Below are 19,345 nucleotides of genomic sequence, written 5' to 3'. Positions count from 1 at the left end.
CGCGGCAACGCGAGCAGCTTGCCCATGACCAGCGCGAGTGCCCTCGATGTCCGATCCGGCGGTAATCCCCGTTATTGATGCACTGCCCAACCCGCGCGGCGGGGCGGTGCGGGCGGCCGACGCGTGGCTTGCGGCCGCCGCCGACGCGGCCGTCGGCCACGACGATGCCGCCGGGCCGCTGTCGGCCGCTGCCGCCGTGCTCGCCGAAGCCGGCTGGCTGCCCGCCGCCCGCTTTGCCGGGCAACTGGCCGCCGCCGCGCCGCTGGTGGCGACGGAACCGACTTCCGCGGCGTGGCGCGCGGCGCTCGCCGATTTCCGGGCCGCGGTCGCGCGGCACAACCTGCGCGAGCTCGCCTGCTCGCCGATCCTGTTCGACCACTTCCGCACGCTGCGCGCGCAGAGCGCGGCGGACCTGCACGCGAGCGTGCCGCACGACGTGCTGGCGCTCGTCGGACGCGCGCTGCCGCGGGCGACGCTGCGCGCGCTGCCCGATGCGTTCGCAAGCCGCGCGCGGGCTCGTTACGAGCAGGCTTTGCTCGGCGTGCTGCGCGCGACGGCCGGCACGCCGGACACGGCGCTCGACGAACTCGACACGACGCTCACTGCGCTCGCCGACGGGTCGCCCTATGACTTCTGGCGGCTCGCGGCCGCGTGCATGCGCGCGCTGCGCGCAAGCGGCGCGGGCGAGCTGAAACGCTTCCTCGCGCGCACCAACCTGCTGCTCGGCGAGCACGCGCAGGGCCGCCGGGCCGCGCCGCCCGACCTCGTGCGCGAGACGGTGGCGCTGCTGTGGCGCGATTTCGCGCTGTTCGGCGCGGCGGCCGAGGACGTCGCGCTCGTCGACGTGCTGCACGACTACGGATTGACGGTCGACTGGCACGTGGCGGGCACGCCGGCTTCCGAAGCGCTGTGGGAGGCCGACGCCGCGCGCGCCGAGCAGGACGCGATCGCGGCGGCGCCGACCCGCGAGCTCGGCGTCGTGACCGTCAACGCGCATGCTTACGAGGATTTCCTGCAGACCGCCGACGCGTCGATGGCCGACCTCGCGGCTGATCCGGCGGCGGCCGACGCGGGCGCCGCATGGCGCGCTGCCGAAGCCGCGTACCGCGTGGGCGCGGCGGCCTGTGCGCTCGGCCTTGGTCACGCGGCGCTGCTGGCCGACGCGCTCGGCCTCGCATGGCGCCGCGCCGCGCATGGCGTGCCGGCGGCCGAAGGCGGCCTCGCGGCGCACCGGCACGCGTCGGACATGCTGCGCGCGGCGCTGCTCAAGATCGCGGCCGGCGTGGCGCCGCCGGACCTGACGGCGGCGTCCGAGGCGCTCGGCGCGGCGCTCGCGCGGGCATGAAGCGAGACCGGCCGGAGGACGGGCGGCAGCCGTCGTTTGGCGGGGCGGCAACACGCTGCCGACAGCACGCGCGCGCATGTTAGAGTGCCGTGTGATCCGTGCGCGCCGTTGCCAGCGCGGCGCGGCGTTGCTTGTTGATCGCGGCCGCCAACAGGCCGCGGTGTCTTTGCTAAAATCCAAACCATGTCAAAGCCTTCCGATCGCATCAACCTTACCAACCAGTTCCTGATCGCCATGCCGAACATGGCCGATCCGACGTTCTCGGGAACGGTGGTCTACCTTTGCGATCACAGCGAGCGCGGCGCGCTCGGCCTCGTCATCAATCGTCCGACCGACATCGACCTCGAATCCCTGTTCAACCGCATCGACCTGAAGCTCGAGATCGAGCCGCTCCTGCACATCCCCGTGTACTTCGGCGGCCCGGTGCAGACGGAGCGCGGCTTCGTGCTGCACGAGCCGGTGGAGGGCGCGAACTACAACTCGTCGATGTCCGTCGAGGGCGGGCTGGAGATGACGACGTCGAAGGACGTGCTCGAGGCGGTCGCGACGGGCACGGGCCCGAAGCGCTTCCTGCTGACGCTCGGCCATGCGGGCTGGGGCGCGGGGCAGCTCGAGGAGGAAATCTCCCGCAACGGCTGGCTGACCGTCGCCGCCGATCCGCGGATCGTGTTCGATACGCCGGCCGAGGAGCGCTTCGAGGCCGCGCTCGGCCTGCTCGGCGTCAGCTCGTCGATGCTGTCCGGCGAAGCAGGGCACGCATGAACGGCACGAGCGCGCGTGACGCGACGCTCATGGCGTTCGACTACGGCGAGAAACGCATCGGCGTCGCGATCGGCAATGCGCTGACGCGCTCGGCCCGCGCGCTCGTCGTGATTCCCAACCTGAACCGCGAACACCGCTTCAAGGCGGTCGGCGACCTGCTGGCCGAATGGCGGCCGGACGCGCTCGTCGTCGGCCTGCCGATGCATCCGGACGGCACGCCGCACGACATGACGCAGCAGGCGAAGCGTTTCGGCAACCAGCTGAACGGCCGCTTCGGCCTGCCGGTCACCTGGGTCGACGAGCGCTATTCGTCGGTCGAGGCCGAGGCCGCGCTGCGCGAGCGGGACGTCCGCGGCCGCGCACGCGCCGGGATGCTCGATGCCGAGGCCGCGCGCGTCATCCTTCAACAGTATCTCGACCAATTGTCCGACCATGAGCACCATTGACGCCGAGGCGCTATACCGCGTCCTGCTGGACCAGATTCGCGACGCGTACGGCGCGGCCTTCGCCGACGCGGGCGGCCCCCGGCTCGCCGGCATCCACAGCGGCGGCGCGTGGCTGGCCGAGCGGCTCGCGCGCGATCTCGGCGCGCCCGGCTTCGGCGTGGTGAACGTCGCGCTGCACCGCGACGACTACGCGAAGAAGGGGCTGCACAGCCAGGCGAGCCCGACCTCGCTGCCGTTCGACGTCGACGGCGCGCGCATCGTGCTCGTCGACGACGTGCTGTACACGGGGCGCACCGTCCGCGCGGCGCTCAACGAGCTGTTCGACTACGGCCGTCCGGCCGCGGTCGAGCTGGCGGTGCTGGCGGACCGCGGCGGCCGCGAGCTGCCGGTCGCCGCGCGGTTCGCCGGCGGCGCGATCGGCGTGCCGGCCGACGCGACCCTCGTGCTCGCGCGCGACGACGCGGCGCGGTTCACGCTGCGCGTCGAGGCGCACGGCGGCTGAGCGCCCCGAACCAGGATCCCGGGCCGCCGGTTTGCGCCGCGGCCCGTTTGCATACGTTGGACTCACGCACATCATGACCACCGACACGACTGGCCGCACCGGCAATCCCGCTGCGGCCGCGAGCCCCGAGCGATTCCGCTACGGCTTCCTGAAGGGCAACCCGCAGCTCACGAAAAACGGCGAGCTGAAGCACCTGCTGTCGATCGAAGGGCTGCCGCGCTCGATCGTCACGCACATTCTCGATACCGCCGAGCAGTTCGTCAGCGTGACGGATCGCGAAGTGAAGAAGGTGCCGCTGTTGCGCGGCAAGTCCGTGTTCAACCTGTTCTTCGAGAACTCGACGCGCACCCGCACGACCTTCGAGATCGCCGCGACGCGCCTGTCGGCCGACGTGCTGAACCTGAACATCAACGCGTCGTCGACGAGCAAGGGCGAGTCGCTGCTCGACACGATCAACAACCTGTCGGCGATGCATGCGGACCTGTTCGTCGTGCGTCATGCGTCGAGCGGCGCGCCGTACCTGATCGCCGAGCACTGCGCGCCGCACGTGCACGTGATCAACGCCGGCGACGGCCGTCACGCGCACCCGACGCAGGGCCTGCTCGACATGTACACGATCCGCCACTACAAGCGCGACTTCACGAAGCTGCGCGTGGCGATCGTCGGCGACATCCTGCACTCGCGCGTCGCGCGCTCGGACATCCACGCGCTGACCACGCTCGGCGTGCCGGAAGTGCGCGCGGTCGGCCCGCGCACGCTGCTGCCGGGCGGGCTCGAGCAGATGGGCGTGCGCGTGTTCCACAACCTCGACGAGGGGCTCAGGGACGTCGACGTGATCATCATGCTGCGCCTGCAGAACGAACGGATGAGCGGCGCGCTGCTGCCGTCCGCGCAGGAGTACTTCAAGACCTGGGGCCTGACGCCCGAGCGCCTCGCGCTCGCCGCGCCGGACGCGATCGTGATGCACCCCGGCCCGATGAACCGCGGCGTCGAGATCGACTCGCAGGTCGCGGACGGCCCGCAGTCGGTGATCCTCAACCAGGTCACGTTCGGCATCGCCGTGCGGATGGCGGTGATGGGCATCGTCGCCGGCAACAACGACTGAGCCCGCGCGCCGCGCACCCTTACACGCATTCAACGCATTCACAGACAGCGCATGAAGATTCATATCAAAGGCGGCACGCTGATCGACCCGGTCGCCGGCACCGAACGGCAGGCCGACGTGTTCGTCGCGGCCGGCAAGATCGCCGCGGTCGGCACGGCGCCGGCCGATTTCAACGCCGCGAAGACGATCGACGCAACCGGCATGATCGTCGCGCCCGGCCTCGTCGACCTGTGCGCGCGGCTGCGCGAGCCCGGCTACGAGCACAAGGCGACGCTCCAGTCCGAGATGGCCGCGGCCGTCGCGGGCGGCGTGACGAGCCTCGTGTGCCCGCCGGACACCGACCCCGTGCTCGACGAGCCGGGCCTCGTCGAGATGCTGAAGTTCCGCGCGAGCAACCTGCGCCAGGCGAACGTCTATCCGCTCGGCGCGCTGACGGTCGGCCTCAAGGGCGAAGTGATCACCGAGATGGTCGCGCTGACCGAATCGGGCTGCGTCGGCTTCACGCACGCGAACGTGCCGGTGCGCGACACGCAGGTGCTGCTGCGCGCGCTGCAGTACGCGAGCACGTACGGCTTCACCACGTGGCTGCGCCCGCTCGACGCGTTCATCGGCCGCGGCGGCGTCGCGGCGAGCGGCCCGCTCGCGTCGCGGCTCGGGCTGTCCGGCGTGCCGGTCGCGGCCGAGACGATCGCGCTGCACACGATCTTCGAGCTGATGCGCGTGACGGGCGCGCGCGTGCACCTCGCGCGGCTGTCGTCGGCAGCCGGCCTCGCGCTCGTGCGCGCGGCGAAGGCCGAAGGCTTGCCGGTGACGTGTGACGTCAGCGCGAACCACCTGCACCTGATCGACGTCGACATCGGCTATTTCGATTCGCAGTTCCGCCTCGATCCGCCGCTGCGCAGCGAACGCGACCGCGAGGCGATCCGCGCGGCGCTGGCCGACGGCACGATCGACGCGATCTGCTCCGACCATACGCCCGTCGACGACGACGAGAAGCTGCTGCCGTTCGGCGAGGCGACGCCCGGCGCGACCGGCCTCGAGCTGCTGCTGTCGCTGACGGTGAAGTGGGCCGACGAGACGGGCACGCCGCTCGCGCAGGCGCTCAGGCGCATCACGTCCGCGCCCGCCGACGTGCTGAAGCTGCCGGCCGGCCGCGTGACCGAAGGCGGCGCGGCCGACCTGTGCGTGTTCGATCCGCGCGCGCACTGGCGCGTCGAGCCGCGCGGGCTGAAGAGCCAGGGCCACAACTCGCCGTTCCTCGGCTACGAACTGCCGGCCCGCGTGCGCGCGACGCTCGTCGCCGGGCAGATTGCGTTCGAGAACTGAATCGCCGGACTCGCGCCATGACAGCCCTTCGCAAGTTGCGCCTCGTCTTTCACCTGCTGCGCGGCATGGCGATCGTCGCGCTGCGCTTTCCGCGCCTCGCGCCCGCGCAACGCGTCGAGATGACCCGGCGCTGGTCGGTCAAGCTGCTGCGGATCTGCGGGATGCGTCTCGTGGTCCACAACGACGGCGCGCGCCTCGATTCGAGCGCGCTCGTCGTCGGCAACCACATCTCGTGGCTCGACATCTACGCGATCAACGCGTGGCGGCCGACGCCGTTCGTGTCGAAGGCGGAGGTGCGCCAGTGGCCGGTCGTCGGCTGGCTCGCGGCGCAGCTCGACACCGTGTTCCTGCAGCGCGAGAAGCGCACCGAGGCGATGCGGATCATGCACGAGATGGCCGAGCGCCTGCGCAACGGCGGATTGATGTGCGTGTTTCCGGAAGGGACGACCTCCGACGGGCAGGGGCTGCTGCCGTTTCACGCGAACCTGTTCCAGGCCGCGGTGTCCGCCGGCTGCGCGGTGCAGCCGGTCTGCCTGATGTACGAGGATGCGCAGGGGCGCCAGTCGGTCGCGCCGGCGTACATCGGCGAGCTGTCGCTCGGCAAGTCGCTCGACATGGTGCTGAACGGCGGCCCGCTCGTCGCGCACCTGTACGTGTGCGATCCGATCGAGCCGGGCGGTGATCGGCGCGCGACGTCGGCGGCGGCGCGCGAGTCGATCGCGGCGGCGCTCGAAACGATGCAGGCGCAGGTCGGCAAGCCGTCGCCCGAAGCGCTGGCGGAGCTCGAGCGGCATGCATATCCGGTGAGCGAAGTCGGCGCCGCGGCGGCCGGTGATACGGCGGCCGAGGAGCCGGTGCCGGGGCGCGAAGGCTGATGCTTCATTCGGCCCGCGCGCTGTGCGTGCGGGTCATTCGCCGCCGGGCGTGCGGCACGCCTCGCATTGCGCCTGCGTGACCGTGCGTCCGGCCGGATCGGCCGTCAGGCGCACGGCCGACAGCTGATTTCCCCATACGCATCCCGAATCGAGCGCGATGACGTTGTCGCGCAGCATCAGGCCGAGTGCCGCCCAGTGCCCGAATACGACCGTCACGTCTTCGGTGCGGCGGCCGGGCACGTCGAACCACGGCAGGTAGCCGGGCGGCGCGCTGGCGGGGCCGCCGCTCGTGCGGAATTCCATCGCGCCGTCCGGCGTGCAGAAGCGGATGCGCGTGAACGCGTTGAACGCGACGCGCATCCGGTCGCGTTTTTTCAGGTTCGGATGCCATTGGTTCGGATCGTTGCCGTACAGGTGCGAGAGCGTGTCGCGCCAGTCGGGCGCGCGCAGCGCGCGTTGCAGTTCGTCGGCGAGCTCCAGCGCGAGCGTGACGTCCCATTGCGGCAGGACGCCCGCGTGGACGAGCAGCATCCCGTGCTCGAAATGCGCGAACGGGAGATGGCGGACCCATTCCAGCAAGGCGTCCGCGTCGGGCGCGTCGAGGATCTCGCCGATCGTGTCGCCAGGGCGCTCGGTGCGGATGCCGGCTGCGACGGCGAGCAGGTGGAGGTCGTGGTTGCCTAGGACGACGGTGGCGCGGGGGCCGAGGTCGACGAGTTCACGGAGTGCCGCCAGGGAGGCCGGGCCGCGGTTGACGACGTCGCCGGCGATCCAGAACGGGGTGTCGGGCGGGGCGGCAAGCTTTTCCGTCAACTGGCGGAAAGCGGAATGACAGCCTTGGATGTCGCCGATGGCGATGGGGGGAGGGGGCATGGGGGTGGGTGAGTGCAAGTCTGGGTGTTTTGGTAGAGAAAATTCGACAAAATGGTCCGTTCGCGCAATGGCCATCCCACTCGAAGGGATTGATCAGGCAAGCGTTTTCTATGCGATGCGGGTTCGCACCGCTGTTTCAAGTTGTTAGCGGCATGGCTTTTGCGTTAGGGCGCTTCTTATAATTGTCGCCTTCCCCGTGAAAATTAACATCAGATGACTTTGGCGGACATGGCGACCGGTTAAAATGCCGGGCTTGAGGCGGCTCGGACGACGTCGCCGCTTGCAATATCTGACGCGGCAAGGTCCGGAGCGGTGCTTGTCGTGAACTTCTAGAGGGAGCCTCATGATCCTGGTTACGGGCGGCGCGGGTTTTATCGGTGCCAATTTTGTACTCGACTGGCTGCATCAATCTGATGAAGCCGTGCTCAACGTCGACAAGCTGACCTACGCCGGCAACCTTCGCACGCTTCAGTCGCTGGAAGGGAATCCGAAACATGTGTTTGCGCGCGTCGACATTTGCGATCGCGCCGCGCTCGATGAGTTGTTCGCCGAGCACAAGCCGCGCGCTGTCCTGCACTTCGCCGCCGAAAGCCATGTCGACCGCTCGATCCACGGCCCCGCCGATTTCGTGCAGACCAATGTCGTCGGCACGTTTACGCTGCTCGAAGCGGCGCGCGCGCATTGGAACGGTCTGAGCGACACCGACAAGGCCGGGTTCCGCTTCCTGCAGGTGTCGACCGACGAGGTATTCGGGTCGCTGTCCGCGACCGATCCGCAATTCTCCGAAACGACGCCGTACGCGCCGAACAGCCCGTACTCCGCGACGAAGGCCGGCTCCGATCATCTCGTGCGCGCCTATCACCATACGTACGGCCTGCCGACGCTGACCACGAACTGCTCGAACAACTACGGCCCATATCAGTTTCCCGAGAAGCTGATTCCGCTGATGATTGCGAACGCACTCGCGGGCAAGCCGCTGCCGATCTATGGCGACGGCCAGAACGTGCGCGACTGGCTGTACGTGGGAGATCACTGCAGCGCGATCCGCGAGGTGCTCGCGCGCGGCGTGCCGGGCGAGACGTATAACGTCGGCGGCTGGAACGAGAAGAAGAACCTCGACGTCGTGCATACGCTGTGCGACCTGCTCGACGGCGCGCGGCCGAAGGCGACGGGCTCCTATCGCGACCAGATCACCTACGTGAAGGATCGTCCCGGTCACGACCGCCGCTACGCGATCGACGCGCGCAAGCTCGAGCGCGAACTGGGCTGGAAGCCGGCGGAGACGTTCGAGACGGGGCTGGCGAAGACCGTGCGCTGGTATCTCGACAATCAGGCGTGGGTGGACGACGTCGTGTCGGGCGAATATCGCAAGTGGGTCGAGACGAATTACGCGCAACGTACTTGAGGGCATGGTCGATGGCACGTAAAGGCATCATTCTCGCCGGGGGCTCCGGCACGCGACTCTATCCGATCACCTACGCGGTGTCGAAACAACTGCTACCGGTGTACGACAAGCCGATGATCTACTATCCGCTGTCGACGCTGATGGTCGCCGGCATTCGCGACGTACTGATCATCTCGACGCCGCAGGACACACCGCGCTTCGAGGCGATGCTCGGCGACGGCAGCCAGTGGGGGATGAACATCCAGTACGCGGTGCAGCCATCGCCGGACGGGCTCGCACAGGCGTTCATCATCGGCAAGGAATTTGTCGGAAACGATCCGTCGGCGCTCATTCTCGGCGACAACATTTTCCACGGACACGATCTCGCGGGACAGCTCGAGCGGGCGGATGCACGTGAGTCCGGGGCGACTGTATTCGCCTACCATGTCCACGACCCGGAGCGATATGGTGTCGTTGAGTTCGACAAGTCGTTCCGTGCGATTTCTATCGAAGAGAAGCCGCCGCAGCCCCGCTCAAACTACGCAGTGACGGGATTGTACTTCTACGACAATCGGGTCTGCGACATCGCGGCGGAGATCAAACCATCCGCGCGCGGCGAACTTGAGATCACCGATGTCAATTCACGCTATCTGCTGGATGGGGTGCTCAACGTCGAGATCATGGGGCGCGGTTATGCGTGGCTCGATACCGGCACCCACGATTCGTTGATGGAGGCCGCGAGCTTTATTGCGACGCTGCAGAAGCGACAAGGTTTGGTCGTGGCATGTCCGGAGGAAATTGCATTCCGGAAGCACTGGATCGACGGGGAGCAACTGTCCAGACTCGCGCAGCCGCTCGCCAAGAATGGCTACGGTCAGTACCTCAAGAACATTCTTACGGATCAGGTTGCATGGGCATCGAAGTAAAAGCGACAGCGATTCCAGACGTCAAATTGATCGTTCCCCGTGTGTTCGGGGACGCGCGCGGCTTTTTTCTCGAGAGCTTTAATGCGCGCGAATTTTCCGAGAAGCTCGGCGTCGATGCGCCGTTCGTTCAGGACAATCATTCGCGCTCGACGAAAGGTGTGCTTCGCGGTCTGCACTATCAAATTGAGCATTCGCAGGGCAAGCTCGTCCGCGTGGTGGATGGCGAGGTATTTGATGTCGCTGTAGACATTAGGAAAAGTTCGCCTACCTTCGGGAAATGGGTCGGCGCTGTCCTCAGCGCGTCGAATTTTCACCAGCTTTGGATTCCGCCGGGCTTCGCGCATGGATTCGTTGTGTTATCGGAAACGGCGGATTTCCAGTACAAGACCACCGATTACTGGTACCCGGAGCATGAGCGCAGCATAGCGTGGAATGACCCGGAAATTGGTATCGAGTGGCCAATCGACTTTCAGCCCAAGCTGGCAGCGAAAGATCTGGCGGGCCGGCCTTTGAGCGAAGCGGACGTTTTCGCGTGAGAGGTATTGTGAATAAGCCGACAATTGTTGTCACGGGCGTGAGCGGACAGGTTGGCTTCGAACTCCAGCGCACTCTTCAGTGCCTAGGGCATGTTGTGCCTTGCGATCGCGCTACTCTCGACCTGTCCGACCTCGCGCGCGTGCGTGAATTCATCCGGAGAACCGCGCCCTCAATCATCGTCAATCCAGCTGCCTATACCGCAGTGGATCGGGCCGAGACTGATGAAGTGATGGCAATGCGCATCAATGCGGAGCTACCTGCGACCCTTGCTCAAGAGGCGGCGTCGCTGGGTGCGGTGCTTGTCCATTATTCGACCGACTATGTTTTCGACGGGCAGAAAGCCGGACCCTATGTCGAAGACGATCAGCCGAACCCACAAAATGTCTACGGGAAGAGCAAACTCGCCGGCGAGCTCGGTATTGCCGCGGCAGCTTGTGCTCACCTGATCTTGCGTACGAGCTGGGTTTACGGGCGGCGGGGTAAGAACTTCCTGCTGACGATGCAGCGACTTGCCGCTGAACGTCCAGAGTTGAAGGTGGTGGATGATCAGATCGGTGCGCCGACCTGGTCTCGGACAATTGCAGAGGCAACTGGGCAGATTATTTCGCAAGGCATCGCTGCAAACAGCTCCCAATGGTGGCGGGAGCGCTCGGGTGTTTACCACCTTACTGCAGCAGGTGAGACGTCGTGGTGTGGCTTTGCGAAGGCAATTCTTCAGCGTGATGGCAATCATGCCGATACGGTGGTGGTGCCGATCTCCTCGCGCGAATACCCGACACCCGCTGCGCGACCATCTAATTCCAGAATGAGCGCGGCGAAGATATCCACGGTATTTGGTCTGCACATGCCTGCATGGGACGAGGCGCTGGGCCTTTGTCTCGGTGATTGATCGAATGACCGAGTGTTCCGTTTCCTCCCAAAAGACCGGCATTGTCGTCGTCTTTTATCGTCCCAATGCTGATTGCATACGTAATGCGAATCGCCTCGTTGGTTTTGGCGATTGCATCGTTGTGGACAATACGGAGGGCAACCACAATGCGGGCCTTCTCGGACTTGATCCGGAGATCGAGTACATCGCGAACGGACGAAATCTGGGGATTGCAACAGCATTGAATCAGGGTGTCGAGCGTTTGCTGGAGCGCGGTTGTCGCTGGGCTTTGCTATTTGATCAAGACAGCCAGCCGACATCTGAGCTCCTGACCGGTTTGCCAAAGCGGATCGATGTCGCAGTCAGACGCAATCCCCGTGTTGCGCTTGCCGGTCCAGCGTATGCAGATGCGAGGTTGGGGGGCGTTGCGCCGTTCATTCAATTCCGCCATTTTTCACTCAAACGCATTCGACCAACATCGACTGAGCCGGTGTCGGTAGATTTTCTGATCACATCGGGATCGTGCCTCAATTTGTCGTTATGGCATGAAATTGGTCCGATGGACGATTCGTTATTTATCGATTTCGTCGACCTCGAGTGGTGCGTTCGCGCTCGTGCGCGTGGTTGTCTTATTCTCGGTATACCGGACATCACGCTAGTACACGAATTGGGAGGTGAGCCGGTCAGAGTGTTTGGTCGGCTCTATCCGAGCCACAGCGCGCTACGGCATTACTACTTGTTTCGAAATGCTGTACTTCTAATCAAGCGGGACTATGTTCCGCTGAGTTGGAAGAGTACCGAGCTGATCAAGTTCCCGTTCAGGCTTGCCATCTATGGCGCGTTCATGACTCCGAGGATGCAGCACATTCGCCTGTCTCTGCTGGGGTTGTGGCACGGGCTGAGCGGGCGTAGTGGAAGGCTGGATCTGCAATGAAGTTTGACACAGAGATTCTGATATCGATTGATGGTTCTTATGTTCAATAGTGCACTAATTGACCTGCGGCAGAGTTTGGCATCTTGGCGGCTCTGGACGTTGCTGGGGTGGCTCGAAATCCGCCAACGATATGCTCGCTCGCGGGTAGGGCCGTTCTGGCTCACCATCAGCATGGGCGTGATGGTTGGCTCATTGGGCGTCGTTTATGGCACGCTCTTCGGTCAGAAAATGAGCGATTATCTGCCCTTCCTTGCGACGAGCATCGTCATGTGGGGCTTCTTTTCCCAGGTGGTCCAAGAGGGCAGCCTGTCATACATCAATAGTGGCTCCTACATCCGCCAGACACCAACCGCAAAAATTCTCTTCGTTTTGCAGGTCGTGTGGCGGAATCTGGTGGTGTTGAGCCACAATTTTGCCATCATCCTCATACTGCTCGTCGTCTTCGGCGTAAAGGACTGGATATCGTTGGTCTTCTTCGTGCCGGCATTCTGTCTCTACGTCCTGAACGCCGTGTGGATCGCGATGTTGGCCGGCCTCTTGTCGGCCCGGTTTCGGGACCTCCCTCAGATCATCGGGGCGTTTCTCCAAGTTGCGTTCTACGTGACGCCGATCATCTTCAAGCCGAATTCATTAAATCGATTCTCATTCATCGTTGAGTGGAATCCCCTGGCCTACATGATCGATATCGTTCGTGCTCCGTTGATCGGCGAGATCCCGGGCGCTACTACGTGGATCGTTGTTGGGGGAATGGCTCTGGTCGGCTGGCCCGTCGCATTGATGTTGACCGGGCGCTATCTCAAGCGTATCCCGTACTGGATTTGAGGGACCGAAAGTGGCTTACATAGAACTCAAAAACGCGACACTAGATTTGCCCATCTACGACCTTCAGGGGCGATCCCTGAAGAAAAAGGTGATGCGAATGGGGCGGCGAAATACCATCGCTGAGGACAACGATGGAGTAATTGTTGTTCGCGCCCTTGATAGTGTCTCGATGCGATTCCAGAGCGGCGATCGAGTGGGGCTGATCGGGCACAACGGTGCAGGGAAATCGACTTTGCTCCGAACGATGGCTGGGATCTATACGCCAACGTCCGGAGAAGTGCAGCGAAGCGGAAAGGTCGTGCCACTGCTGGATATCAGCCTCGGAATGGACGAGAATTCTACAGGCCTGCAGAACATTCGCCTGCGGGGCCTGTTGCTCGGTATGTCCGATACAGAAATCAGGGCAAAGCAAGAAGAAATTGCCGAATTTTGTGAGCTTGGCGACTACCTAGACTTACCGATTCGGACGTACTCAAGTGGCATGAGGGTCCGTCTTGCATTCGCAGTGTCGACAGCTGTGGACGCGGAGATCCTGTTGCTGGACGAAGTCATGGGGGTGGGCGATGCGTCCTTCATGCAAAAGGCTAAGACGCGACTGCAGGACTTGCACGGTCGCGCCGAGATTGTCGTCCTCGCCATGCACTCCAACGCCGAAATTCGTCGGGTGTGCAATAAGGTGTTATGGATGGAAAGAGGCCGCGTCCATCGATTTGGCGACGTCGAAGAAGTGCTCCAGGAATACGAGGCCCAGGTGTGAGTCACTTCGTATCGGTGTCGTCCATCGTGGAAGGGAGCCGTCGAACGCGACACGTCTCTCTCAAAGAACCAGCAGGAGTTCAGTCGGTACCGCAACTATGACGATGATGTACTTCAATGACCACAAGCTTCGGTTCATTCGTATCCCGAAGAATGCGTGCTCGACGGTTATCAATACCCTGGGTTTCTCAAGAACCCAAGGACGAAATCCGCATCACGTTGGGGAACCGTTCGCTGATGCTCCGGCGGACGCCGTCGACTGGCCGTGCCTCGTGGTACTGCGAGATCCCTTCGAGCGGGTTGTATCTGCATACCTGAACAAGTTCACGGAAATTCTGCCCGACGAACTATTCGTGCACGAGCTTGTCGAGTACATGTGGCGAGCTCAAAGAGGGAAACCCCGTCCGTCATCTACGTCGTCAATTACGTTCCGGGAGTTCGTAACACATCTGTGCGCCTTTCCTGATGAGCAGCTCGATCCTCATTGGCGCAGCCAGTCGGCGTTCCTGACCGAGAAACCGACAATCTTCCTCCGCATGGAAGCACTGCGGGATCAGTGGATCAGTCACCCGTTGTTGAGGGAAATTGAACTCAAGACATATGCGCCGCACGCGACTAAGTCAAACCTCAACGTTGGCATCAACGTACTTGACGTAAGCGGTGAAGCGTTCCTTGGATTCAAGGAAATCTGCGGACAGTTCCCGGCATCGTCACAGTTCCGAGATTTGGATCTCGTTGAGCGTGTCCGTGCAAGGTTTGCGCAAGATTACGCGCTGATCGACTCCGTGTTTGGTTCGTCCGAAAAGTAAGTAGTACACGGCTTCGCTCATGGCCATGCGGCGATGCAACGCAATATCAAAGATCTGGCGGATTTAGAGAGATGAGAGCATTAATCACTGGGGGATTCGGTTTCATCGGTTCCCATTTGACTCGCCACCTTCTTGACAAGGGTTGGGGCGTTACCGTTGTCGATCTGGAGGGGGCTGCGCCGTGCGTAGCGTTGCCGATGGAAAAATTGACCGTCATCAACGGGCCCTACTACGCGCCGGAGGTCATTGCGCAATGCAGCGGAGAGATCGACGTGTGCTTTCACCTTGCATCGAGCGTGGGCCCCGCACTGTCGAACGAGAAGATCGTATTCGATATCGAAACCAACTTGATCGGAACGGTATCGTTGCTTGATGCGCTCTCTCCAAAGCAAATTCGGCGATTTGTCTATATTTCGTCGGGCGGCACTGTTTATGGAACAGTGCCAAGTGTACCGATTTCGGAAGACCAACATGGTTTCCCTACGTGTTCGTACGGTATCGTAAAAAAGGCGGTCGAGTATTATTTGCACCTGTACAGCAAAATTTATGGGATGCGCTACAACGTGATTCGCCTCGCCAACCCGTACGGGGTCGGCCAGCGACTGAATTACAATCAAGGTGCGATTGCCAATTTTATCGGAAAAATTATTAACAACGTCCCACTCGAGATCTGGGGGGATGGGTCTGTAATTCGAGATTATATTTATATAGACGATGTGGTGCGGGCGATCGTCGCGGCAGCGGAGAGCGATGCTGAAAACGAAATCTTCAATGTTGGCTCCGGCGTGGGGCTTTCGTTGAATCAAATAGTAAAAATTCTCCGAGACGATTTCCAGTTGCCATTCGAGGTGAAATATCAGGCATCAAGAAATGTGGATGTCCCTGTCAACATTCTAGACATCACGAAGGCACTTGCCAAACTAAACTGGCGACCCGAGGTTGACGTCAAGAGTGGTATCGAGGCCACCTTGACATGGGCCCGCGGCCAATGAGGCCTAATGTCGCGCGCGGAAATCTCGAAAGCTACCGGCCACGCTGAGTCGAAAGTTATTCCAATGAAAATCTCTCTCTATATTAACTATTTTAACCCCGCGTACATGGTGAAAAGTGGGGTGATGAAGCCGATTCAGACGGGGTGTGCATTATCGAAGCACGATTTGCCGACTCTCAAAGACAACGTCGGGGACAATATTTCCGGAAAAAATGCCTCGTACTGTGAGCTGACGGGGCAATATTGGGTTTGGAAAAACGACAAAGATTCGGATTATGTCGGTTTTGTTCACTATCGCCGCTTCTTTGACTTTTTTCCCGAGAGAGGCGATCGCGTTGTTGATTCGAGTGGCCTCGTCATTGAAGATCGGCTGTCTGCAGAAGTGCTGGCTAAGTATGGCCTGACGGATCACGATATCGAACGCTGTGTCGTCGATGCGGACATGATTTTGCCTGAGCCGTGGAACGTCGCCGGCTGCGGGGCCACAACGATTTACAGTCAATACCGTGACGCTACATTTCATCACATAAAAGATTTGGATCTGGCCGGTGAAATAATCTATGAAACATGTCCGGAGTACTATGGACATTTCAAAAAAGTGATGGACTCGGAAGCGGGTTTGTTCACGAACATGTTTGTCTTTAAGCGTGAGATATTCGAAGAATACTCGGCTTGGCTTTTCCCGTTGCTCGCCGAACTGGAGAAGCGCATTGATGTTTCGGATTATGGCCCTGCGGAGCGCCGTGTCATCGGATATATCGCAGAGCGCATGGTTGGAGTATTTGTCTCAAAAAAATTGGCGGACGACAAAAACTTACGTGTCAAATACCTGCGCCGCGTATTCGTAAAGGATACTTCCCCCACTGCGCAATGCCCGCCGTTGCCAGTAACCGATCTCAGGCCCGTATCAGTTGTCGCCGCCACGGACTCGCATTACGTTGCTCACATGGCCGCGCTTATCGCGTCGGTTTTTTCGAACGCCGCTCAGGATCGATTCATTGATTTTCTGGTTCTTGATGGCGGAATGACCGAACTCGAACGGCGCGGTCTCCAGGCGCTGGAACGGTTGCATCCACATGCAAAGATTTCATTCATCGATATGTCGATGCAGTTTCTCGACATCGATGCGCACATGTACTTCACGCGCGCCACGTTCTATCGCCTCGCGTTACCGGAAATTGTTTACAACCGCAGTAAGATCTTATTTCTCGATACCGACGCGGTTGTGATCGACGACGTCGCCAAGATATTCGATACGGAGCTGGATGGAAAGTCGGCCGCGGCCGTGAAGGATGTGATCATGGCGTCCTTCGTTGCCATGGGAGTTCGCTCAATGGCCGAGACAGGTGGTTATCCGACCGCGAAATACTTATCCGATGTGGTCGGGATGAAGGATCAATATCGCGACTATTTTCAAGCGGGGCTGATTTTATTCAATCTTGAGCGGCTTCGGGAAAATCGCTTGTGTCAGAAAATGATTTCTGATTTGAAGCGCAATCGATATTGGTTCCTCGATCAAGATATTTTGAACAAGTATCTTGTCGGTGACGTCAAGTTTCTTGATTTGACTTGGAATAGTGTCAGTTTGCCGCCCGGGCACGGCAGCGCATTGCCGGTTGATATATACAATGCCTACCTCGAATCACGAAAGAATCCCTCGATGTTGCATTACGCAGGCGCGGTCAAGCCATGGAACGATCCGAGTTCTGAGTTTGCGCAATATTATTGGTTTTATCTGAGAATGACGCTTTGGTACGAAGATCGCCTTCTGAGACTGAATCCATCGTCCACTCCGTTGTCGTTGCGGCGCAATACCACGAAACGACGGATTGCATCGGCAGTGTGGCGACGACTGCCGGGATTCCTTAGGCGCGCGATTTTTCCTCTAGCCACGGCATTGGATCAACGGTGGAAGGATTGATATGGAAAAGATACTCGTTGTTGGCGCGGGCTTGTCTGGTGCGGTCATCGCGCGTGAACTGGCCGAGCAAGGAGTCAAGGTCACAGTGGTGGAGTCGCGAGATCACGTAGCCGGTAACTGCCACACGGAGCGGGACACAAGAACTGGCGTGATGGTTCACGTGCATGGTCCGCATATTTTCCATACGGACAACGAGCGTGTCTGGAAGTATGTAAACAGTTTCGCGCAGTTTGCTCCGTATATTTGTCGGGTGAAGGCGACAACCGGCGGTAACGTGTACGGGCTTCCGATAAATTTGCATACGATCAATCAGTTTTTTGGAAAAACTTTTAATCCAAAGCAAGCGAAAGAATTTATCGAGCAACTAGCAGAAAAATCGATTTCCGAGGTTCGAAGCTTTGAGGATCAGGCATTGCGTTTTCTCGGGAAAGATCTGTACCATGCTTTTTTTCGCGGTTATCCGATCAAGCAATGGGGCCTGCCACCAAGTGAGCTGCCGGCTTCCGTCTTGAAGAGGTTGCCAATTCGATTTAACTACGATGACAACTACTTCAGTCATCGTTTTCAAGGGATGCCAGTCGAAGGTTACACCGTCATGGTGCAGCGTATGCTCGATCACGAAAATATTGACGTTCACTTGAGAACAGAATTCGACTCGACATCGGTGTCGAAATACGATCACGTGTTTTTTAGTGGGCCGTTGGATAGCTGGTTTGAGCACAAATTGGGACGCCTCGCATATCGAACGCTAACGTTTGAGCCTTTCTACGACAAAGGAGATTTTCAAGGTTGTGCTGTGATGAGCTACCCGGATGAAGACGTTCCGTATACGCGAATTACCGAACATAAACACTTTACTCCTTGGGAAGAGCACGAGGAAACCATCGTGTTCAAGGAGTTTAGTAGCCAATGCCGGCCAGGTGATACGCCTTACTATCCGATTCGCTTGGTCGAAGATAAGGCAATGCTTCGGGACTACGTCGATTTGGCCGAAGCTCAGCGAAACGTCACGTTCGTGGGGAGACTGGGCACATATCGCTACCTCGACATGGACGTTACTATTGCCGAAGCGCTCGACGTTGCCGACTCTTTCTTGAAAGCGCGTGGGACGCAGGCACGGATGCCTGCATTCGTTGTGTCGCCTCTTTGATCTGAGGAGATTCTGCCCTTTTTGCCAAATAGGTATTTGGCAAAAAGGGGCTTATATAGAGCGAAGTCGCTGTACCGAATGAAGGATTTTTTCTGCGCGATTTTGGTATGTGTGATCTCGCAGAGTGCGGGCCTGAGCGGCGAGTGCGATTCTTTTTGCCATTGCGGGATCGTCTTTCAGCATTTCACAATGCTGTCGTAACTCCGCGGGTGAATCGAATAACAAGATTTCTCCGCTCGATTCATCGTAATAGTCACTGATCTCGAGGCCTTCGACGAACATGCACTGCACGGTGCCGGCTGCGGCCGCTTCAAATGTTCGTGGCCCCGGTGTCGATGCATCGAGATTGAATCGCTCGTTCGCCAGGTTGTGCCGTCTCCCAACGTTCAACGTAATTAGCGATGAAGCGTACATATCCGGAAGCGCGTCGTTACGGATCCGTCGATTCGCCGCAAAACCCAGATCTTCCGGCCAACCGTCACCAAGTACCTCAACATTGATGTCGCGCAGATGAGCGGCACAATCCCGTAGAAGTTGAACGCGATTATTGAATCCGACTCCACAGAAGAACAGGTCGCGTGCTTTTTCTGTTTTGAAATTCCGGAAATGTGCGTTTGGATCCGCTGCGAGCGGAAGATGAACGACATGTGGATGTGGGTAATGCGTGGAGGTCCACTTGTCATTTGAAAAAATTATGTCCGCAAGCGGTACGATCTTCGCTGCGTGATCAAATTCATATGGGTCGTCATGAAGCCAAAAGGCCATCGTGGCGCCAAGGTCCATGGCAACTTGCTTTAAAGGAAGATAGTGTGCCTCCAAGGGCATGCAGGATCCAAACACCAGAATCAGATCCGGCACTGCGGCTTTTGCGATCATCGTGGCGCTCTCGAGTGAACAAACGGTCACGTCCGCTACTTTATCGAGGCCACGAAAACCATTTGCCACATATCCCCGAAGTACTGCATTGTTGTTGATTGCGTCGGGCGACGCACCCGCGATTAAAACTTTCATGC

At 60.5% G+C, this 19,345-nt stretch carries 20 protein-coding genes; 18 read left to right on the top strand and 2 right to left on the bottom strand.

The features are described 5' to 3' along the window. The first annotated feature begins 46 nt into the window (after positions 1-46). The 7 genes from WJ35_RS07750 (at position 47) to WJ35_RS07720 (ending at position 6,361) form a co-directional block, all read left to right on the top strand. Positions 47-1,345 (top strand): hypothetical protein, encoded by a 1,299-nt coding sequence (locus WJ35_RS07750; RefSeq protein ID WP_069238996.1) that lies wholly within the window; start codon positions 47-49, stop codon positions 1,343-1,345. A 183-nt stretch (positions 1,346-1,528) separates the two neighbouring features. Then, positions 1,529-2,107, top strand: coding sequence for a YqgE/AlgH family protein (locus WJ35_RS07745; RefSeq protein ID WP_010091563.1), 579 nt, complete (start codon positions 1,529-1,531; stop codon positions 2,105-2,107). Continuing rightward, on the top strand, positions 2,104-2,553 hold the full coding sequence (gene ruvX / locus WJ35_RS07740; protein WP_010091564.1) for a Holliday junction resolvase RuvX: 450 nt from the start codon (positions 2,104-2,106) through the stop codon (positions 2,551-2,553). The genes WJ35_RS07745 and ruvX overlap by 4 nt, the downstream gene beginning before the upstream one ends. Next, entirely contained in the window at positions 2,540-3,055 is a 516-nt protein-coding gene (gene pyrR, locus WJ35_RS07735; protein WP_045566569.1) for a bifunctional pyr operon transcriptional regulator/uracil phosphoribosyltransferase PyrR, read from the top strand. The genes ruvX and pyrR overlap by 14 nt, the downstream gene beginning before the upstream one ends. 73 nt (positions 3,056-3,128) lie before the next feature. Continuing rightward, positions 3,129-4,160, top strand: a complete 1,032-nt coding sequence (locus WJ35_RS07730; RefSeq protein WP_010091567.1) for an aspartate carbamoyltransferase catalytic subunit — start codon at positions 3,129-3,131, stop codon at positions 4,158-4,160. A gap of 51 nt (positions 4,161-4,211) precedes the next feature. Beyond that, a complete protein-coding gene (locus WJ35_RS07725) occupies positions 4,212-5,486 on the top strand; it encodes a dihydroorotase (RefSeq protein WP_059878788.1) in 1,275 nt (424 codons plus the stop codon). 17 nt (positions 5,487-5,503) lie between these two features. Then, on the top strand, positions 5,504-6,361 hold the full coding sequence (locus WJ35_RS07720) for a lysophospholipid acyltransferase family protein (RefSeq protein WP_069238995.1): 858 nt from the start codon (positions 5,504-5,506) through the stop codon (positions 6,359-6,361). A 33-nt stretch (positions 6,362-6,394) separates the two neighbouring features. Here WJ35_RS07720 and WJ35_RS07715 read toward each other — a convergent pair whose 3' ends face one another. After that, positions 6,395-7,234, bottom strand: coding sequence for a symmetrical bis(5'-nucleosyl)-tetraphosphatase (locus WJ35_RS07715; RefSeq protein ID WP_069238994.1), 840 nt, complete (start codon positions 7,232-7,234; stop codon positions 6,395-6,397). Between the two features lie 343 nt (positions 7,235-7,577). Between WJ35_RS07715 and rfbB the strand changes: the two genes are divergently transcribed. From rfbB to glf, 11 genes are all read left to right on the top strand, one after another. Then, positions 7,578-8,639 carry a dTDP-glucose 4,6-dehydratase gene (gene rfbB / locus WJ35_RS07710; RefSeq protein WP_060234296.1) on the top strand — a complete coding sequence of 354 codons (1,062 nt, stop codon included), beginning with the start codon at positions 7,578-7,580 and terminating at the stop codon, positions 8,637-8,639. An 11-nt stretch (positions 8,640-8,650) separates the two neighbouring features. After that, a complete protein-coding gene (gene rfbA / locus WJ35_RS07705; RefSeq protein ID WP_069238993.1) occupies positions 8,651-9,544 on the top strand; it encodes a glucose-1-phosphate thymidylyltransferase RfbA in 894 nt (297 codons plus the stop codon). Beyond that, a complete protein-coding gene (gene rfbC, locus WJ35_RS07700; RefSeq protein WP_059558988.1) occupies positions 9,529-10,080 on the top strand; it encodes a dTDP-4-dehydrorhamnose 3,5-epimerase in 552 nt (183 codons plus the stop codon). The genes rfbA and rfbC overlap by 16 nt, the downstream gene beginning before the upstream one ends. Before the next feature lie 5 nt (positions 10,081-10,085). After that, the gene (gene rfbD / locus WJ35_RS29710; RefSeq protein ID WP_080484326.1) at positions 10,086-10,970 is read left to right on the top strand and encodes a dTDP-4-dehydrorhamnose reductase; all 885 of its coding nucleotides are present in this window, start codon (positions 10,086-10,088) and stop codon (positions 10,968-10,970) included. 4 nt (positions 10,971-10,974) lie between these two features. Then, on the top strand, positions 10,975-11,883 hold the full coding sequence (locus WJ35_RS07695) for a glycosyltransferase family 2 protein (RefSeq protein WP_051974451.1): 909 nt from the start codon (positions 10,975-10,977) through the stop codon (positions 11,881-11,883). A gap of 39 nt (positions 11,884-11,922) precedes the next feature. After that, entirely contained in the window at positions 11,923-12,705 is a 783-nt protein-coding gene (locus WJ35_RS07690) for an ABC transporter permease (RefSeq protein ID WP_034194515.1), read from the top strand. 10 nt (positions 12,706-12,715) lie between these two features. After that, positions 12,716-13,462, top strand: a complete 747-nt coding sequence (locus WJ35_RS07685; protein ID WP_059459216.1) for an ABC transporter ATP-binding protein — start codon at positions 12,716-12,718, stop codon at positions 13,460-13,462. A 103-nt stretch (positions 13,463-13,565) separates the two neighbouring features. Continuing rightward, positions 13,566-14,270 (top strand): sulfotransferase family 2 domain-containing protein, encoded by a 705-nt coding sequence (locus WJ35_RS07680; protein ID WP_166677050.1) that lies wholly within the window; start codon positions 13,566-13,568, stop codon positions 14,268-14,270. 71 nt (positions 14,271-14,341) lie between these two features. Beyond that, positions 14,342-15,262 (top strand): NAD-dependent epimerase/dehydratase family protein, encoded by a 921-nt coding sequence (locus WJ35_RS07675; protein WP_059558984.1) that lies wholly within the window; start codon positions 14,342-14,344, stop codon positions 15,260-15,262. A gap of 6 nt (positions 15,263-15,268) precedes the next feature. Further along, positions 15,269-17,182, top strand: coding sequence for a DUF4422 domain-containing protein (locus WJ35_RS07670; protein WP_080484264.1), 1,914 nt, complete (start codon positions 15,269-15,271; stop codon positions 17,180-17,182). 1 nt (position 17,183) lies between these two features. Continuing rightward, positions 17,184-18,332, top strand: coding sequence for a UDP-galactopyranose mutase (gene glf / locus WJ35_RS07665; RefSeq protein ID WP_034194501.1), 1,149 nt, complete (start codon positions 17,184-17,186; stop codon positions 18,330-18,332). Between the two features lie 51 nt (positions 18,333-18,383). Here glf and WJ35_RS29705 read toward each other — a convergent pair whose 3' ends face one another. Further along, positions 18,384-19,343 carry a CgeB family protein gene (locus WJ35_RS29705; RefSeq protein ID WP_072465536.1) on the bottom strand — a complete coding sequence of 320 codons (960 nt, stop codon included), beginning with the start codon at positions 19,341-19,343 and terminating at the stop codon, positions 18,384-18,386. Positions 19,344-19,345: the final 2 nt, after the last annotated feature.

The sequence above is a fragment of the Burkholderia ubonensis genome, from assembly GCF_001718695.1.
Lineage (GTDB): Bacteria > Pseudomonadota > Gammaproteobacteria > Burkholderiales > Burkholderiaceae > Burkholderia > Burkholderia ubonensis_B.
The sequence above is the reverse complement of the archived record's forward strand: the minus strand, read 5'-3'. Positions and strand labels throughout refer to the sequence as shown.

Bases quoted from the DNA above. Each gene is read 5' to 3' on its own strand.
- WJ35_RS07750 (WP_069238996.1), top strand. From the start codon at position 47: ATGTCCGATCCGGCGGTAATCCCCGTTATTGATGCACTGCCCAACCCG.
- WJ35_RS07745 (WP_010091563.1), top strand. From the start codon at position 1,529: ATGTCAAAGCCTTCCGATCGCATCAACCTTACCAACCAGTTCCTGATC.
- ruvX (WP_010091564.1), top strand. From the start codon at position 2,104: ATGAACGGCACGAGCGCGCGTGACGCGACGCTCATGGCGTTCGACTAC.
- pyrR (WP_045566569.1), top strand. From the start codon at position 2,540: ATGAGCACCATTGACGCCGAGGCGCTATACCGCGTCCTGCTGGACCAG.
- WJ35_RS07730 (WP_010091567.1), top strand. From the start codon at position 3,129: ATGACCACCGACACGACTGGCCGCACCGGCAATCCCGCTGCGGCCGCG.
- WJ35_RS07725 (WP_059878788.1), top strand. From the start codon at position 4,212: ATGAAGATTCATATCAAAGGCGGCACGCTGATCGACCCGGTCGCCGGC.
- WJ35_RS07720 (WP_069238995.1), top strand. From the start codon at position 5,504: ATGACAGCCCTTCGCAAGTTGCGCCTCGTCTTTCACCTGCTGCGCGGC.
- WJ35_RS07715 (WP_069238994.1), bottom strand. From the start codon at position 7,234: ATGCCCCCTCCCCCCATCGCCATCGGCGACATCCAAGGCTGTCATTCC.
- rfbB (WP_060234296.1), top strand. From the start codon at position 7,578: ATGATCCTGGTTACGGGCGGCGCGGGTTTTATCGGTGCCAATTTTGTA.
- rfbA (WP_069238993.1), top strand. From the start codon at position 8,651: ATGGCACGTAAAGGCATCATTCTCGCCGGGGGCTCCGGCACGCGACTC.
- rfbC (WP_059558988.1), top strand. From the start codon at position 9,529: ATGGGCATCGAAGTAAAAGCGACAGCGATTCCAGACGTCAAATTGATC.
- WJ35_RS07695 (WP_051974451.1), top strand. From the start codon at position 10,975: ATGACCGAGTGTTCCGTTTCCTCCCAAAAGACCGGCATTGTCGTCGTC.
- WJ35_RS07690 (WP_034194515.1), top strand. From the start codon at position 11,923: ATGTTCAATAGTGCACTAATTGACCTGCGGCAGAGTTTGGCATCTTGG.
- WJ35_RS07680 (WP_166677050.1), top strand. From the start codon at position 13,566: ATGATGTACTTCAATGACCACAAGCTTCGGTTCATTCGTATCCCGAAG.
- WJ35_RS07675 (WP_059558984.1), top strand. From the start codon at position 14,342: ATGAGAGCATTAATCACTGGGGGATTCGGTTTCATCGGTTCCCATTTG.
- WJ35_RS07670 (WP_080484264.1), top strand. From the start codon at position 15,269: ATGTCGCGCGCGGAAATCTCGAAAGCTACCGGCCACGCTGAGTCGAAA.
- glf (WP_034194501.1), top strand. From the start codon at position 17,184: ATGGAAAAGATACTCGTTGTTGGCGCGGGCTTGTCTGGTGCGGTCATC.
- WJ35_RS29705 (WP_072465536.1), bottom strand. From the start codon at position 19,343: ATGAAAGTTTTAATCGCGGGTGCGTCGCCCGACGCAATCAACAACAAT.